12 protein-coding genes are annotated in these 15,692 nt (G+C 68.3%); 7 read left to right on the forward strand and 5 right to left on the reverse strand.

Translation table 11 applies throughout. The annotated features are described in order from the left end of the window. The first annotated feature begins 49 nt into the window (after positions 1 to 49). From CBQ26_RS21810 to CBQ26_RS07660, 3 genes are all read left to right on the forward strand, one after another. On the forward strand, positions 50 to 205 hold the full coding sequence (locus CBQ26_RS21810) for a hypothetical protein (RefSeq protein WP_172417982.1): 156 nt from the start codon (positions 50 to 52) through the stop codon (positions 203 to 205). A gap of 3 nt (positions 206 to 208) precedes the next feature. Continuing rightward, entirely contained in the window at positions 209 to 502 is a 294-nt protein-coding gene (locus CBQ26_RS07655; RefSeq protein WP_088248055.1) for a hypothetical protein, read from the forward strand. A 124-nt stretch (positions 503 to 626) separates the two neighbouring features. After that, positions 627 to 3,578 carry an AfsR/SARP family transcriptional regulator gene (locus CBQ26_RS07660; protein ID WP_088248056.1) on the forward strand — a complete coding sequence of 984 codons (2,952 nt, stop codon included), beginning with the start codon at positions 627 to 629 and terminating at the stop codon, positions 3,576 to 3,578. 45 nt (positions 3,579 to 3,623) lie between these two features. On the opposite strand, the gene CBQ26_RS07665 is transcribed toward CBQ26_RS07660, so the two are convergent. Beyond that, the gene (locus CBQ26_RS07665) at positions 3,624 to 6,461 is read right to left on the reverse strand and encodes a sensor domain-containing protein (RefSeq protein ID WP_088248057.1); all 2,838 of its coding nucleotides are present in this window, start codon (positions 6,459 to 6,461) and stop codon (positions 3,624 to 3,626) included. A gap of 85 nt (positions 6,462 to 6,546) precedes the next feature. Between CBQ26_RS07665 and CBQ26_RS07670 the strand changes: the two genes are divergently transcribed. Continuing rightward, on the forward strand, positions 6,547 to 8,442 hold the full coding sequence (locus tag CBQ26_RS07670; RefSeq protein ID WP_088248058.1) for an ATP-binding protein: 1,896 nt from the start codon (positions 6,547 to 6,549) through the stop codon (positions 8,440 to 8,442). 516 nt (positions 8,443 to 8,958) lie between these two features. Here CBQ26_RS07670 and CBQ26_RS07675 read toward each other — a convergent pair. Further along, positions 8,959 to 10,071 carry a transposase gene (locus CBQ26_RS07675; RefSeq protein ID WP_088248059.1) on the reverse strand — a complete coding sequence of 371 codons (1,113 nt, stop codon included), beginning with the start codon at positions 10,069 to 10,071 and terminating at the stop codon, positions 8,959 to 8,961. Positions 10,072 to 10,331: 260 nt separating this feature from the next. Between CBQ26_RS07675 and CBQ26_RS07680 the strand changes: the two genes are divergently transcribed. From CBQ26_RS07680 to CBQ26_RS07690, 3 genes are all read left to right on the forward strand, one after another. Next, the gene (locus CBQ26_RS07680) at positions 10,332 to 10,775 is read left to right on the forward strand and encodes a response regulator (RefSeq protein WP_088248060.1); all 444 of its coding nucleotides are present in this window, start codon (positions 10,332 to 10,334) and stop codon (positions 10,773 to 10,775) included. 75 nt (positions 10,776 to 10,850) lie between these two features. After that, positions 10,851 to 11,276, forward strand: coding sequence for a response regulator (locus CBQ26_RS07685; protein ID WP_088248061.1), 426 nt, complete (start codon positions 10,851 to 10,853; stop codon positions 11,274 to 11,276). Positions 11,277 to 11,435: 159 nt separating this feature from the next. Further along, the gene (locus CBQ26_RS07690; protein WP_088248144.1) at positions 11,436 to 11,894 is read left to right on the forward strand and encodes a response regulator; all 459 of its coding nucleotides are present in this window, start codon (positions 11,436 to 11,438) and stop codon (positions 11,892 to 11,894) included. Between the two features lie 43 nt (positions 11,895 to 11,937). On the opposite strand, the gene CBQ26_RS07695 is transcribed toward CBQ26_RS07690, so the two are convergent. From CBQ26_RS07695 to CBQ26_RS07705, 3 genes are all read right to left on the reverse strand, one after another. Then, the gene (locus tag CBQ26_RS07695) at positions 11,938 to 12,564 is read right to left on the reverse strand and encodes a response regulator transcription factor (RefSeq protein ID WP_088248062.1); all 627 of its coding nucleotides are present in this window, start codon (positions 12,562 to 12,564) and stop codon (positions 11,938 to 11,940) included. Beyond that, positions 12,561 to 13,724 (reverse strand): sensor histidine kinase, encoded by a 1,164-nt coding sequence (locus CBQ26_RS07700; RefSeq protein ID WP_172417983.1) that lies wholly within the window; start codon positions 13,722 to 13,724, stop codon positions 12,561 to 12,563. Before CBQ26_RS07700 ends, CBQ26_RS07695 begins: the two co-directional genes overlap by 4 nt. Before the next feature lie 538 nt (positions 13,725 to 14,262). Continuing rightward, positions 14,263 to 14,994: a phospholipase A2 gene (locus CBQ26_RS07705; protein ID WP_088248064.1), complete on the reverse strand. Its 732-nt coding sequence runs from the start codon at positions 14,992 to 14,994 to the stop codon at positions 14,263 to 14,265. Positions 14,995 to 15,692: the final 698 nt, after the last annotated feature.

A 15,692-nucleotide genomic window follows, 5' to 3' on the forward strand; every position in this document is an offset into this window, starting at 1 on the left:
CCCGGAACTACGGTATGGACACACCAAACAGCGTCACAAGGGAGACACCATGAACAAGATCCGCAGCCTGCTGACCATCCTGGCCCTCCTCATCGCCGCGCAGCCTCACGCGACCGCCGGCTCCGCATCAACCCCTACCGCTGCGCCCATCAGCACCGAACCGGTCGATCAGGTGTGGCCGCCCATCTGGTGGCCGGGAAGCTGAGCGGTGCCGGCCGAACGTTACGCGCTGGCCGTGGCCCTGGCCTGCGACACCATCGAACGTTGCCTGCACGACGCCCCCCTGCCCACCCAGGAACGCGAACGCCTGCACGGCACCCTGCGTGACGTGCAGCGCACCTGGGGCAGCCAGACCGCACTGGAATCCTCGCTGCTCACCCTGCACGACGCGCTGCGCGACCTGTCCGACGATCTGGCCCTGGCCGCCCGCGTCAGCCTTCAGAACATCTCGCAGTGGCACCGCGAGGCCGCCGAACCGCCCGCACCGCGCCTGACGCACTGATCTCCCCTTCCCACTTCAACCCGCCGACAGGCCAGCAAGCGCGCCCCGGCCGACCCACCGTGGCCGGCCGGGGCGCGCGTCCGCCCGGCGCTGCACCCTCCGTCCTCACCTGCAGAGGTGCGTCATGACCATTCCGCTGTTCCCTCACCGACCAGACCGCAGCCAGCAGGGCCCCACGCCCCTGCCCCATGAGATCACCCGCACGCACCTGCTCGCCGACCTGACCCGGCACGACCGCCGGATCGCCGCGCTGATCGCGCCCGCCGGGTACGGCAAGACCACGCTGCTGGGCCAGCTGGCCCGCGCCGCGCACGCCGCCGGGCAGGCCGTCGCGTGGCTGACCCTCACGCACGACGAGGCGGACCCCGCGCGGCTCGCGCAGGAACTCGCGCGGACCTGCGGGTCCCTCCCGGACTTCCGGGGCGAACGGTACCGGGCCAGCGCCGGGCTGTCCCAGGAGGCGGCCTTCACCGCCCTGGCCCGCGACCTGAACGACCTGCCGCACCACCTGCTGCTGATCGTGGACCAGACCGAGATGCTTGGCGGAACCGCCGGCGCGTGCCTGGGGACGTTCCTGGCCAGCCTGGGGGAAGGGCACCGCAGCGCCGTGGCCGGCTTCGACCTGACCCACCTGCGTCTGGGCCGCGTCCTGGCGCGCGGCGGCGTTCACCTGCTGGGCGCCGGGCACCTCGCCTTCACGGACGGGGAGGCCGAGCAGTTCCTGTCGCGGTACCCGGACGCGCCGCCCAGCCCGGAACGCTGGCCGCTCGGGCTGGCGCTGCACGCCGCGGCCAGCGAGTCCGGCAGCACCCTCACGCCGCAGGCGTACCAGTCGGAACTGCTCGCGGCCCTCCCCGCGCAACTGGACGACCTGCTGGACGCGGCCGCCACCCTGCCCAGCTGGAGTACCGCCGAGTTCCACGCGCTGGGCGTGACCCCCCCGGCCGACTGGGCGCAGCGACTGCTGGGCGCGGGCCTGATGCTCCGCCTGCACGGCGACGGCACCGTCCGCCCGCACGAGGTGCTCGTGGCGGCCCTGCGGGCGCGGCTGGACGGCCGGCCGGACGCCAGCGCCGCCCTGACCCGGCGGGCCGCGCAGCGCGCCGAGCAGCAGCGACGGCCCCTGGACGCCGCGCGCCTGTACGTGCAAGCCGGGGACGCCGCGTCGGCCGCCGAACTCGCCCACCGGCACGCGCCGTCGCTGGAGGAGCAGGGGGCGTTCGACGTGCTGCGCCGCCTGCTGGACACCCTCCCACCCGAGTGTCTGGACGCGCCCCTGAGACTCAGGCTCGGCCTGTGCCTGCTGCACGCGGGGGACGTCACGCGCGCCGAGACTGCCCTGCGCGACCTGCAGGACCGGCCGGACACCCGCCCCGGAGCGCTGTTCCTGCTGAGCGTGATCGCCTCGCGGCGCGGCGACAGCGCCCGCCAGCTGCGGCTGGCCGGGCAGGGCCTGGACGCCGGTCCCGACGACCGTCTGCGCACCCGGCTGCTGCGCGTCCAGGCCAGCGCCCTGAACGTCCTCGGTCAGCAGGAGCAGGCGCGCGAGGTCACGCACGCCGCCCTGACCCTCGCCACGGACACCGCGCAGCACGGAGAGCAGGCGCACCTGCTCGCGCTGCTCAGCGGACTCAACGCGTTCACCCGCACGCCCCTGCCGGAACGCGAGGCAGTCGTCCGGGCAGGCCTGCGCGCCTACGAACGCGCCGGACTGCACGCGGGCCGCGCGCGACTGCACGCCTCGCTCGCGCACCTGCACCGCCTGCAGGGCCAGCTTCAGGAGGCGCACGACGAGTTGCTCAGCGCCCAGAAACTCGAGCAGATCAGTCCCGGTCCCGACAGTTGCCTGATCCATGAGGAACTTGGCGACCTGCGCCGCTGCCAGGGGCAGGACGGGGAAGCCCGCGCCGCCTACGCGCAGGCCATGCAGCACGCCGAACTGCACGGCGTCACGTACGTGCAGGCGTCCCTCGCCTACAAGCTCGCGGAACTGGCGAGGCAGGCCGGTCAGCCGGCCGCCGCCCGCACCTGGCTCGCGCAGGCGCGCTCGTGGAGAGTGGAACACCCGAACAGCTGGAACACCAGGGCCGCCCACCTGCACGAGGGCATCCTGGCCGCGCAGACCGGCCAGACCGCCGCCGCCCTCGCGCACCTGCAAGACGCGCTGCACAGCCGTCTGGACCTCGAGGAACAGGTGCGCGCCCACGCCTGGCTGGCGCAGCTGACCCCGGACACCGACCCCGCGCACACGCACTACCGCCGTGAACTCACGGTCCTGCTGGCCCTCCTGGGCAGCGCCTGCGTCCTCCGGGCCGACCAGCCGCACCTTTCCCAGCCGGCCACGGCAGGCAGCCACGAGCCAGACAGTCCGGCGCCACGCCGAGCGCCACACCCGTCACCGACAGCTGCGGGCGTCACGCTGGACGTGCGGCTGCTGGGCGGCGGCGTTCAGGCCGACGTGAACGGCGCGCCCCTGCGGCTGGCACACAGCAAACCCGCCGAACTGCTCGCCTGGCTGGCCCTGCACGGCCCCAGCACCCGCGAGCAACTCGTGGACGCCCTGACCGACGGCGGAACCGAGCAGCGGCACGTGGATTACGTGAAGATCTCGGTGCGCCGGCTGCGCGCGACGCTCAGCGAGACGCCGGGCGTCTCCTTCAACCCGGTCGAATTCCACGCCGGCCAGTACCGGCTGTCACCGCAGTTCACGCTGCGCGTGGACGCACACGCCGTCCAGACGGCCCGCCAGTCCCACGACCCAGTCACGCTCCTCCAGGCCCTGGACGCCTACACCGGCCCGCTCCTGCCGCAGGTCGAGAGCAGCTGGGCCGGGGACCTGCGCCTGGAACTCGAGGAGGACGCCATCGGCTGCGCCCTGCGCCTCGCGGAACTCGTTCACGGGACCGATCCTGAACTGGCCGCGCGCGCCTGCCGGCACGCCCTGAGCATCGATCCGTTCCAGCAGGAAGCGACGCGCCTGCTCGTGAGCCTCACCCGCAGCGCCGGCGGGCACGAGGCCGCCCGGCACCTCGAACGCGTCTGCCAGCGCCGCCTCGACCACCAGCTCAGCGCCTGACCTGAACCCGGACGGAACGTACCAACCGTTCCATCGACGTCCGGTTCAGTCCATGCGGCGCGTAGCGATCCAGGCGGTCATCTCGGCGGCGGGCATGGGACGCGCGAAATGGTAGCCCTGCATGGCCGCGCAGCCCAGGCGGGTGAGGACCTCGACCTGACGGGACGTTTCGACTCCCTCGGCCAGCACGTCGAGGTTCATGGCCTGCCCGATGCCGATGACGGCTTCCACGATGGCCACGTCGTTGCGGTCGGTCGCGACGTCCCGCACGAACGCCCGGTCGATCTTCAGGGTGTGAACCGGGAACAGTTTCAGGTAGCTGAGACTGGAGAACCCGGTACCGAAATCGTCGATAGATAGCCGCACGCCCAGGTCCCGCAGCACCACCAGCCGTTCGCGGGCCGCCTCAGGTTCCGGCGCGAGGAGGCTCTCGGTGATTTCCAGTTCCAGCAGGCCCGGCGTCAGGCCGCTGGCTGTCAGGGTGCCGCGCACCTGCTCGACGAAGTCGGGTTGCGAGAACTGCAGCGCGGAGATGTTCACGGCGACAGGCAGCGGTTCGGGCAGCGTCCGTTCCCACTCGCGGGCCTGCGCGCACGCCTGCTCCAGCACCCAGCGGCCGAGCGGGAGGATCAGGCCGCTCTCCTCAGCGGCAGGAATGAACTCGGCCGGGGAGACGGGCGTGCCGTCCGGCAGGGTCCAGCGCAGCAGGGCTTCCACGCCGGTCACAGCGCCGGTCGCGGCCACCTTCGGCTGGTAGTGCAGGGTGAACGCGCCGTCGGCGACAGCGCCGCGCAGCTGCGTGACGAGGCGGTGGCGTTGCTCGACGGACGCCAGCAGTTCCCGCGAGAAGAACTGCGTCCGGCCCCGCCCGGCGGCCTTGGCCTGGTACATGGCGACGTCCGCGTGCCGCAGGAGGGTGCCGACGTCCTCGCCGTCGGTGGGGCACAGGGCGATGCCCAGGCTGAACGAGATGTTCAGGACGTGCTCGCCCACCTTGTACGGCTGGCGCAGGTACTCCTCGAGTCGGTCTGCAAAGGCCCGGACGTCCATCACGGTCCGCAGTTCCGTGAGCAGCAGCACGAACTCGTCCCCGCCCTGCCGGCTCACGGTGTCCGTCTCGCGGACCAGTTCGCACAGGCGGCGCGACACGGCGCGCAGCAGTTCGTCGCCCACCTGATGACCGAGCGAGTCGTTCACGTACTTGAAGTGGTCGAGATCCATGAACACCAGCGCGAAGGGCCGGCCGCCCCGGCGGTGACGGGCCAGCGCCTGCTGGACGCGGTCCTGGAGCAGCACGCGGTTCGGGAGGTCCGTCAGGGCGTCGTGCTGCGCGAGGTGGCTCATACGGACGGCCATGGCCCGCGTCTCGCTGACGTCATGGAAGACGATCACGGCGCCCAGCGTCGTGCCGTCGGGCCGGCGGATCGGCGCGGCCGAGTCCGCGATGGTCCGCAACGTGCCCGCGCGGCTGCGCAGGGTCGTGTCGAACGCCATGCCCACCACCCGCTGCTCCTGCAACGCGACAAGCAGCGGATTAGGGACCCGCTGCTCGTCGCGTTCGGCGCTCAGGTGCATGACGTCCTCGATGGGCTGGCCGCTTCCCTCGGCGGCGCTCCAGCCGGTCAGGTTCTCCGCGACCGGGTTCATGAACGTCACGTGCCCCTGGGGGTCGGTGGTGATCACGCCGTCCCCAATGGACTGCAGGGTCGTTCTGGCCCACTCGCGTTCCTCCAGAAGAGCCTGCTCGGCGCGGTAGCGGCTGGTGATGTCCACGGCCAGCACGAACAGGCCGTGGACCTCGCCGTCACGCAGGTCCGGCACGTACGACACCATCACGTGGCGTTCCTGGCCCTGCGCGTCGGTCAGGGACCGCTCGAAGTGCTGCTCGCTGCCGGCCAGGGCGGCGCGCATGAACGGTTCGTTCAGGCGGTACATCTCCTCCCCGATCACCTCACGGACGTGCAGGCCGCGCAGTTCCTCGTGCGGCCGCCCGTACCACTCCTGGTACGCGACGTTCCCGTACTGGTGCCGCAAGGCCCGGTCCTTGTACCCGATCAGTCCCGGCACGGCGTTCGTGATGGCCTGCAGGTGCGCCTGCGTGCGCTGCAGTTCCTGACGGGCGCGGACCTCCTCGGTCACGTCCCGCAGCGTGCCGGTCACGCGTTCCGGCGTGCCGTCGGCGTTCCAGACGCTCACCTGTCCGCGCAGCAGCACCCACACCCACTGCCCGTTACGGTGACGCATGCGGTGCTCGAACTCGTACGACGCCGACTCCAGCGCCACGTGCTGCTGATAGCGGGGCAGCAGGCCCGGTCGGTCGTCCGGGTGGATCAGGTTCAACCACACGTCCACGGTCACGTCCAGCGAACTACGGTGGTGTCCCAGGATGCGTTTCCAGCCGGACGACACGTAGATCGTCTCCCGCTGCGGGTACCAGTCCCACACGCCGTCATGACTGCCGTTCAGCGCCAGCCGCAAGCGCTCGGCCTCGGCCGTCATTGCCGCGAGTTCCGCCTGCACGTCCAGCAGTGCCCGCCGCTGCGTGTCCTCACGCACCATGATCAATGCTGCGCCCGGCATGCCCTGCACGGCGCACACTGTCACCGACACCCACGTGTCCCCCTGCGCCGGATGCAGGCGCGCCCCGAACGTCACCTCCCGCCGCGCGCCGCCCACCACGTCCGACACAGCCCTCAGCTGCCCCGCCAGGTCTTCCGGGTGCAGCAGCTCCGGCAAGGTTCCCGTCTCCGGAACGCTCAGGTGCGACAGCCAGCGGCGCAGCGGGCCATTCGCCTCCCCGAACCGCAGGTCCAGGTCAAGCAGGGCCACACCATCACCGAACTGCGCAAACGCACCCACGAACGTGAGCCCAGGCTGAAGCATGCGCACAGCGTAGCAGCCACACGGCAAGCTAGGTGCCGCAGATCTGCCGGGCAGCGGGGGCGCATGCCACGCTATTCTGTGAGCCGTGAGCGTTTCCTCTTCCCTGTCCACGCTGGCGGTGGCGCTGGCGGAGGCAGCGAGTGCCACGCAGGTTCAGGCGGCTCTCGCCTCCTCCCTGCCTGGAGGCCTGTCACGCCCCGCCGCCGGTCCGGAGGAGCGGGAAGCGCTGGAGGTGGCGGCGGCGCTGGTGGAGGCGGCGCTGGCGCGGGTCGAGGCGCAGCGGGAGGCGCGGGTGGCCCGGCGCGAGCTGGCAGCCCGGCAGGCGGAGGGCGCGGCGCTTCAGGCAAGGTTCGATGCACTGTTCAACGCGGCGCCGGTGGGGATCGCGGCGGGCCGGCGGGACGGCACGCTGGTCCGCGCGAACGACGCTTACCTGGACCTGCTGGGGTTTACGCGGGAGGAATTTCAGGCGGGAGCTGTGAACTGGGTAGAGCTGACGCCGCCGGAGTTCACGGAGGTGGACTGGGACGCGCTGCGCCGCGCCATCGGGGACGGGCGGGCAGTGCGGTACGCGAAGGAGATGCGGCACCGGTCGGGTGAGCGGATCGCGCAGGAGGTGACGTTGCTGCCGCAGTGGGAGGGGCCGGAGGCGGTGGGCGTGGCGTACGTGCGGGACCTGCGGCCGGAGCGGGCGGCGGCGCTGGGGCACGCGCTGGAGTTGCAGGCGCGCGGCGAGGAGCTGGAGCGGCTGAACGCGGAGCTGGCGGCGCGCACGGAGGCGCTGGAGCGCTTCGCGGAACTGTCGCGGGATCTGGCGCTGGAACGGGATCCGCTGGTGCTGGTGGGGCGGGCGCAGGAGATCGCGGTGTCACTCATGCCGGGCAGCGTATGCACGTACTACGAGCCGCAGGGAGGGCTGTGGTCGCTACGGTCGCACCGGGGAGAGTTCCGGCAGCCGGAGCTGCTCGCGCGCCTGCGGTCGGGGCTGACGCGCGGGGAAGCGCTGAACGTGGACCGGCCGTTCGAGACGCTCACGCCGTACTACCAGGACACGTTCGACCCGGCGACCGTGAGGAGTGCAGGAGGCAGCATCTCGGTGATCCGGACGACCGCGTCGTTCCCGGTGCGGACCGGCGCGCGGCCGCGCGGAGTGCTGGTCGTGGGCCGGCATGACCAGCGGGCCTGGACGCCGGCCGAGAAGACGCTGCTGGAGACGGTGGTGTTTAACCTGCAACTGGCGCTGGAGCGGGCTGAGCAGTCCGGTGAGTTGCAGCGGCGGGCACTGGCACTGGAGCGCAGCAACGCTGAACTGGAGCGCTTCGCGTTCGTGGCGAGTCACGACCTGCAGGAGCCGCTGCGGAGCGTGACCAGTTTCGCGCAGCTGCTCGTGAAGCGGTTCGGGGGGCTGGAGGGTGATCCGAAAGCGGCGCAGTACCTGCGGCACATTCAGGAGGGCACGCAGCGGATGCAGAACCTGATTCAGGATCTGCTCACCTACGCCCGCGTGACAGCCGAGCCGCGCCCGCCCGCGCGGCAGGACACGAACGCCGTGGCAGCCACGGCCCTGCAGGACCTGAGGGCGTCGCTGGACGCGACGGGCGCGGCAGTGACGGTGTTTGACCTGCCGCCGGTCATGGCGGACGGCACACAGTTACGCCAGCTCCTGCAGAACCTGATTGGGAACGCCGTGAAGTACCGTCACCCGGATCGCCCGCCAGTGGTGATGGTAACTGGCGAACAGCGAGGTTCATGGGTACACATCGACGTGCAGGACAACGGGATCGGCATTCCCAGCGAGTATCACGAGCGGATCTTCACGGTTTTTCAGCGGTTGCACGCACGCGATCAGTACGGCGGGACCGGAGTGGGACTGACGATCGCGCGGCGGATTGTGGAGCGTCACGGCGGTCAGCTGTGGGTTTCGTCGGACGGGTCAAACGGCAGTACGTTCCACCTAACGCTGCCAGCCGCCACGGATTGAAAAGGCGGCCGGTACTGCCCCCATTGACACTTCCCAGGCCTGCAGGCCTGGGATTCTTGCCGTCTTGTAGCAAGAGTTTCCACACCTGTCGGAGTCGTGTGCCACACGACGTCATGAGGGCGCGGAGAAGGAGAAATGTCAGTCAGCACGTCATTTCCTCCGTTGCGCCCTGGAGAGAATTTTTAGCCGTGACAAGCCCTTCTCAGCCTGAACAGCCTGGAGACAGGCATCAACCGGTCAAACAACGAGAAGACGAGAGACGCCGGGTGTCATGTGGTGTGCAGGGAACAGAAACACGCAGAATGCTGTTCTGATCGATGAAAATCCGTGTATGGCCGTGATTGGCAGCGTTCTGGAGGGCATCTCGTGCCACCTGGAAACTCTTGGTAGACGGCTCCACGCCTGGACTGCGCGTGTGACACCTGGGGACGAAAGCGCTGTCCCCAGGTGGTCGGTGCCATACCGACCAGTACGGGAGTCCAGGGCAGCGAGGGGGTTCGCCCGTAGGCTGTTCCCCTACCTGCCTGGATCTCCAGATACTTCGCTCTGATATTCACCGCGCCGACCCCCCGTCCCGATCCATGCGGTGCTGCCCACAGGGCGACACGAAGTGTCGCCCGCGTGGTTTGCGCCGCTGTCCCGTCCATGTGCATGTCTGCGAGGTGAACGCTGCATCGATGACGACGACCTGCAGTCCGAACTTCCCCCCCCTGTGCTTTCAGTTCGGTCAGGAACTGACCGGACATCTGGCCTGGGCACATAATCGATGCGGTTTCGAGTATCGCCGAGGTCGCCCACGGCGATCGTCTGCACCCGGCTCTCGTGGAGGGTGGAGACAACCTGTCTGGCCTGCTTGCGGAGTTGATCCCGGTTCTGACGTTTGATGCGGTCCCGGAGGGTGCGCTGGGCCCGCTGGAGGCGACGGAGCCGCTTCGAGGATCGCTGCCCCGGTGGACGGCCGTTCTTCTTGCGGGCGATGCGGGCATCAAGCTTCGCTTGATGCTTGTTCGCGGAGTGGTTCCGTGCGCGGATGAGGCGCCCGGAGTGCAGGTGCACGCCCTGTCCGTCGTACACGGCCGCGATCCGCGCCTCCCCGATGTCGATGCCGGCCACACCATCCCCCAGTGGGGTCTGCACCGGGCGGGTATCGACGTACATGGCCCGCAGTTCGTACCCGCCACACGCTCTCCAGCCAATCTCCACGTTCACGGGGAGATCAAAAGCCCACGGGATGACCAGCGGATGTGCACGGTCTCCGGTGGAGAGGATCAACTGTCCGTCCCGCACGCGGATGGCGCTGCTTTTGAAGGTGACTTTGAAGAACCGTTTGCGTCGTCTGGGGAAGCGAGCTTTCGGGTCGGTCTTCTTGCGGGTCCGGGCGGAGTCCATGCTGGCGATGAAGGCGTCCACGACCGCGTCGCAGGAGTTGGAGTGCAGTAGACCAGCCGGGTCTTTGGGAAAGAGTTTCTGCAAGGTGCCGCTGGAGAGGAACACCGCCTGACGGCGGTGATCCTTGCGTTTCCCGGCGGAGCGGCGCAGGGTGCGCCAGAAGGTAGTGAACACCTGGGAGTAGAGGGCGCCGCTGGCGGCGCTCAGTTCGTCCAGGCGAGGTTTCAGGATGCTGGGCAACGTGAGCTTGCGGACGGAGGAGGTCCTTGCTGCCCGTCCCCGTTTTCCTATTGCTATGGACGTATTCTACTGCATACATTCCGCCATGAACAGATGGCGGCCCCTGTGGGCCGCCGCCTGACCGACCCCATGGGTGAATCCAGCGGCTTTCACCAGGCCCCTGGTCAGTGATGGCTGTCCTGGCTGCAGAAGCCAGGGCGAACCTGATGAAGTTTCGGTGATGATCGGGTGCATTGCTTGAATCGAGATGATCTGACATCATGCGTCTGCTGATGTCCGACCGTTTGACTGTTCTGGTGGTAGATGACAATCTGGCGGACATCCTGCTGCTGGAAGAAGTGTTCGAGGATCACGCTGACGTGGCGGATCTAGTCACTTTTCGTAGCGGTCCTGATGTACTGAATTACCTGCAGGATCCTGCGTCAGTGTTACCTGACGTGCTGCTGCTTGATTGGCTCATGCCGGCAATGAACGGGCAGGAGGTGCTGGATTCATTGCGTGCAGAACCACGTCTTCAGTCGTTACCGGTGATGGTCCTTTCCGGGTTTCCGATTGAGGTGCCCGGCACGGCTGCTTGCCTGATCAAGCAGTCGTCCCTGGATGGCCTGATGGCATCGGTAGACCGGATGATCGGCGAGCTGAGGTCCTGGCGAGCTCGTGACAGCGAAGAGGCGAGTTGTGCGTTGGAGTTCACGAAATCTTAAATCATCCTCATGTCTGTCTGGAAATCGGTATTTCTTCTCGATTTACCGCGACAATGAAGGTAAATTAAGAGCCGTATGCCGCAAGCCATCACCGTTCTGCTCATCGACGACAACCCGGCAGATCTGACGCTGGCAAAAGAGGCATTCGACGATCACAGCGATCACGTCACCTTGATCACCTGTAATGAAGGCTCCAAAGCCATCAGTCTTCTCAAGGACAGCCGCCATGCACTGCCAGATGTGATCGTCCTGGACGTGAACATGCCGGTCATGAGCGGCTTCGATGTCCTGAGGATCATCCGTGACGATGAGGAACTGCGACATCTGCCTGTCGTGATGCTGAGTACGTCCGGCAGCGAGGCAGACATCGGACAGGCGTATGATCTCATCGCCAGCTCGTACATGCTCAAAAATGCGAGCTTCACTGAGTTCGTCGAGCAGATTGATCAGTTCGTGAAATTCTGGACCGGCTGTCAGTTCAAACGGCCTCAACGTGCCTGAATGACCGAAAGAGAAGCGCAAGCTCCTCCGTTCAGGGATGGTTTCAACGATAGCGGGGTATCGCATGCCGTCGCCTGAGAAGCCTCGCCCTTCAGCGCGGGAAGTGGTCACGGATGGAAGCCACAGTCCTCCGTGCCCACCTCGGCTATGGTGATGGACATGCGCGCTGCTGAATCCGTTCATCCGACTGCCCGGCCGGACGTCCCTCTGTCTGTCCTGCTGGTGGATGATGATTCGACGGATCTCGAACTGGCGGCTATTGTCTTCGGTGAGCATTCACTCAACGTTCATACCTGTGCTGGAGGCGTTGAAGCGCTCGCGCATCTGCGTGCCGCTCCTGCTCTGCCACATGTGGTTGTGCTGGACCTGAACATGCCACAGATGAACGGCTTTGAGGTTCTTGACACCATCCGGCGGGATGAAGGGCTGCGGCATCTGCCAGTCGTGATCCTCAGTACGTCCGGCGAGGCGCGCGACGTCACCCGCGCCTATGACCTGCTGGCCAGTTCCTATATGGTCAAGCAGCGTGACTTCGCCGCCTTTGAGGAGCAGGTGCGCGGCTTCGTGAGTTTCTGGACAACCTGCGTCTTCCCAAACAACGCCGCGCTGCCCTCCTAACACTGGTGGCCGTCTGGTTGAGTACACAGAGAACGGGGCGAGGCTACAACAGCCTCGCCGCTATGGCTTTCAGGACTGCCCGCGTGCGGTCACGCGCGCCCAGTTTGGAGAGGATGCTGGACACGTACCCCTTGACGGTCCCCTCGGTCGTGGCGATCAGAGCGCCGATCTCTCGGTTACTGTACCCACCGGCCATCAGGCGCAGGACCTCCACCTCTCGGCCGGTGAGGGCCACCGGCGGCTCGTCAGGCGCGGCGTACGCCCGGTCCTGAAGCGGTTCGGTGGGCACCGGCTGCAACCAGCGGCCACCGGCGGCCACCTCACGCACCGCCTCCAGCAGGACGGGCAACGAGACGTCCTTCAGCAGGAATCCGCGCGCTCCCGCCTGCACGGACTGGAACAGCAGTTCGGGGTCCTCGAAGGTCGTCAGAAGCAGCGTGGGCGGCAGTTCGTTGCGTTCCCGCAGCGTCCGCAGCACCTGCAGGCCGTCCAGGCGGGGCATGCGGTAGTCGAGCAGCAGGACGTCCGGCCGCGTCGCGGGGACCGTGCGGACGGCCGCGGCTCCGTCTTCCGCTTCGGCCACGACGGTCAGGTCGCCGGCCACCTCCAGCATGCGGCGCAGTCCTTCACGCACCAGCGTCTGGTCCTCGGCGATGACCACCCGGATCACGCGGGCCCCCGCAGGGGCAGCCGGGCCTGCAGTGTCAGTCCGGCGCCGCGTTCCGTGTGAACGTGCAGCGTGCCCCCGAGGCTCTCAAGCCGTTCCTGCATCCCGCTCAGCCCGCACCCGAAGCGCAGCTCGGCGGCGCCGCGCCCGTCGTCACGGATGTCCATGCTCAGCAGCCCGTCCGCCTGTCCCACCGTCAGCCACACCTGCGAGGCGCGGGCGTGCCGCGCCACGTTCGTCAGCGCCTCCTGCGCCGTGCGCAGCAGCACCTGGGCGCGCACGCCGCAGGTGATCCGCAAGTCCGGCGGCAGGTTCAGGTGCACGGGGACCGGCACCGCCCCGATCAGCGCTTTCAAGTCGCGCGTGAATTCCACGTCCGGCGCGCCCCTGAGCCCCTGCACGGTCTGCCGCACGTCGGCCAGCAGGCAGCGGGCCACGTGGTCGGCCCGCTCGACCGGCGCGCGGGCCGGACCGTCGGGTGTCAGGTGCAGCGCCACCTGCAGGTTCATGCTGAGCGCACTCAGGTGATGACCGGCCACGTCGTGCAGGTCGCGGGCGATATCCAGCCGCTCCGCCTGACGGCTCGCCTCGCTCAGGAGGGCGCGCGTGATCCGCAGTTCTTCCAGCAGGACACTCAGCCGGCCGCGCGCCTCGGCTTCCCGCAACGCGACCCGCGTGGTCGTCACGGCGAACAGCTGGAAGCACAGGTAGCCGCTCGCGTACGCCCAGGCGTCCGTCACGGACCAGTACGGCAGGAACACGCTGAGCAGACCGGCCGTCTGCGCCAGCACCCACAGGACGCTCAAGCCGACCGGAAGGCACAGCCCGACCTGAGCGGCGACCAGCAGCGTCAGGCCGGCGAGGACGCTGTTGCCGTCCAGCAGGGCGTTCCCGACCAGCGCCAGCACGAGTTGCAGGGCCGCGAGCCACAGCCGCGTCGACCGGCGCTCCACGAACTTCACGGCCACGAACAGGGTGAGCGCGAAGGCCGCCATGACGGCCAGCCACAGTCCCTCCTCGGCCGGCGCGAGCCCCTCGCGGCTCGGCACGGCCAGCAGCGAGTGGACGGTCAGGGCCAGCCACGTGCCCAGGCCGGTCAGCAGCAGGCCCCGCCTGACCTCCCGCAGGGGATCGGGCGGCAGGTCATTCGCACTCCGACCCAATGACTTATAGAGCCGTTCAATCCGAGCGAAGCGACTCGTAGGGCTGCCCCGCAGGGAAGGAGAGAAACGGGGGGCGGGCGTGGAGCTGGTGTCAGCGGAACCGACGGAATCCGTATCCGGGTGGACCGGGCGTACAGAGGCGGCAGGTGCAGGCATGGACGACTCCTGGGGAGGACGCAGAGGAAGGCGGGAGCGGTCCGTGCCGGGCCGTGTCGGCCCATCCGGCGGCAGCGACAGCCGACCTGAACGGCTGGAAGGGACCGTGACGATGACCTTCATCCTCCAGCACCGGCCACGCCGGAACATGGGAGGGGCGTGAAACGCATGAACACCCGCCACGCACGGGCGCAGCGGGCCTGATACAGACTCCGATTGAATGGGCTGTAAAGCCCGCTGGGTCCGAGCGAAGCGAGTGGGAGAGGAGCGGGTTCCGGACGTGGAGCCGGCAGGGGCGGTGAAGTTTCGGATTGTCGGCGAAACAAACGGAGTCCGTATGACAGCAGTGTCCGGCCGGGCCGGAATCAGCTGGGGGGAGGGGTCAGCGGTGCCAGTTGGCCCAGCCGGCCACGAGTACGACCCGGTGGTAGGCCGTCGCGGCGGCGTAGCAGGGCGGGCGCTTGACGAGGCTCTTGGCGGCGCAGATGGCCTGCATGTTGTCCAGGAAGGCGTTGTCGGTGCGGGTCTTGTTGTACGGCCAGGTGACCTTGTTCGTCAGGTCCGGCAGGTTGCGGTAGCCGAAGTCGTGGACGTCGCACGCGGGCCGGAACGTTTCCGAGTAGCCCAGCCCGAACCCGGACGGTGCGCTGCATCCGTTGCTGCGCCAGTCCAGACCCGAGTAGCGGGGGCTGGACTTCTGGGAGCGGTAATTCCGGACGGAGCCCCAGGCGACCGTCTGGGCGTAGCCGGCCTTGCCGGTCGCCTGCGCGGTCAGCGGCTCGGAGGCCCCGAGCTGTTCGGCGGTCAGTGCCGCCGCGTCGCCCTGTGCAGGCAGGAGGCCATAGGCGCGTTTGAGGTTCTCGAGCAGCGCCGGGTCGTCCGGGTTCGCGCTCAGGATGGCCTGACTGTCGGCGTCCTGCAGTTCCGGGCGTTGCGCGAGTTGCGCGAGTTGCTCACGGACGCTGCCGCTCAGGACCGGCGCGGCGACGGGCAGAGCCGCGTCCGGTTGTTCCGTGGCGGGCGTCACCTGCTGGCCGCAGGAGGCGAGGGTCAGGGTGCCGATCAGCAGGCCGAGGCGAAGGGAGAGCGGGCGGTGGTTCAGGGTGCGGTTCATGACGGACCTCCGGCAGGAAAGAAGGGAAAGCGCGGGCGGGGAACGCCGGGAGACGCGGTGGGCGGCCCTGAACGTTCTGAGACGAGTATGGGGAAGCGGTCAACGGTCGCCCACTGCCGGAAGTTAGGACTCATCATGAAGTGGGCTTTAGCCGCTGCTCATCAGTTCGCCCCGCTGTTCATAGCGACTCCGATTGAATGGTCTTTGCAGCCCATTCAATCCGAGCGGATGCGACTCGTAGAGCTGCCCCGCAGAGTGGGAGCAGGGCGTGTTCCGGACGTGGAGCCGACAGGGGCGGTGAAGTCCCGGATTGTTGGCGAAACAAACGGCAGTCCGCATCAGCGGCCGGGAGGATCGTCGGTGGCGGGCCAGTCGCGGAACAGGCCCGACCCGTTCCGCTTGGCGAGGTACATGCGGCCGCCAGCGGTACGCCGAGGCGCGCGGGCGTGGCGCGCACAGGGCCGCGTTCAGGACCATGATCAGGCAGGTGGCGCGCAGCAGACCGGCGCTGGTCATGGTCAGGTTCTGGGCGACGAGCACGACCGCCAACAGACCGACCCCCAGACTGACACCGGGGGCCTTCGGGTGAAGCGCAGGGGCAACACCACTTCAGCGGGTCACATCCGCTTCTCATACGGACTCCGATTGAATGGGCTGCAAAGCCCGTTCAATCCGAGCGGATGCGAGAAGGAGAGAAA

It is taken from the genome of Deinococcus indicus (assembly GCF_002198095.1).
In the GTDB taxonomy this organism is placed as follows: domain Bacteria; phylum Deinococcota; class Deinococci; order Deinococcales; family Deinococcaceae; genus Deinococcus; species Deinococcus caeni.

Coding starts and splice junctions, on each gene's coding strand:
- CBQ26_RS21810 (WP_172417982.1), top strand. CDS start 50: ATGAACAAGATCCGCAGCCTGCTGACCATCCTGGCCCTCCTCATCGCC.
- CBQ26_RS07685 (WP_088248061.1), top strand. CDS start 10,851: ATGCCGCAAGCCATCACCGTTCTGCTCATCGACGACAACCCGGCAGAT.
- CBQ26_RS07665 (WP_088248057.1), bottom strand. CDS start 6,461: ATGCTTCAGCCTGGGCTCACGTTCGTGGGTGCGTTTGCGCAGTTCGGT.
- CBQ26_RS07690 (WP_088248144.1), top strand. CDS start 11,436: ATGCGCGCTGCTGAATCCGTTCATCCGACTGCCCGGCCGGACGTCCCT.
- CBQ26_RS07680 (WP_088248060.1), top strand. CDS start 10,332: ATGCGTCTGCTGATGTCCGACCGTTTGACTGTTCTGGTGGTAGATGAC.
- CBQ26_RS07660 (WP_088248056.1), top strand. CDS start 627: ATGACCATTCCGCTGTTCCCTCACCGACCAGACCGCAGCCAGCAGGGC.
- CBQ26_RS07705 (WP_088248064.1), bottom strand. CDS start 14,994: ATGAACCGCACCCTGAACCACCGCCCGCTCTCCCTTCGCCTCGGCCTG.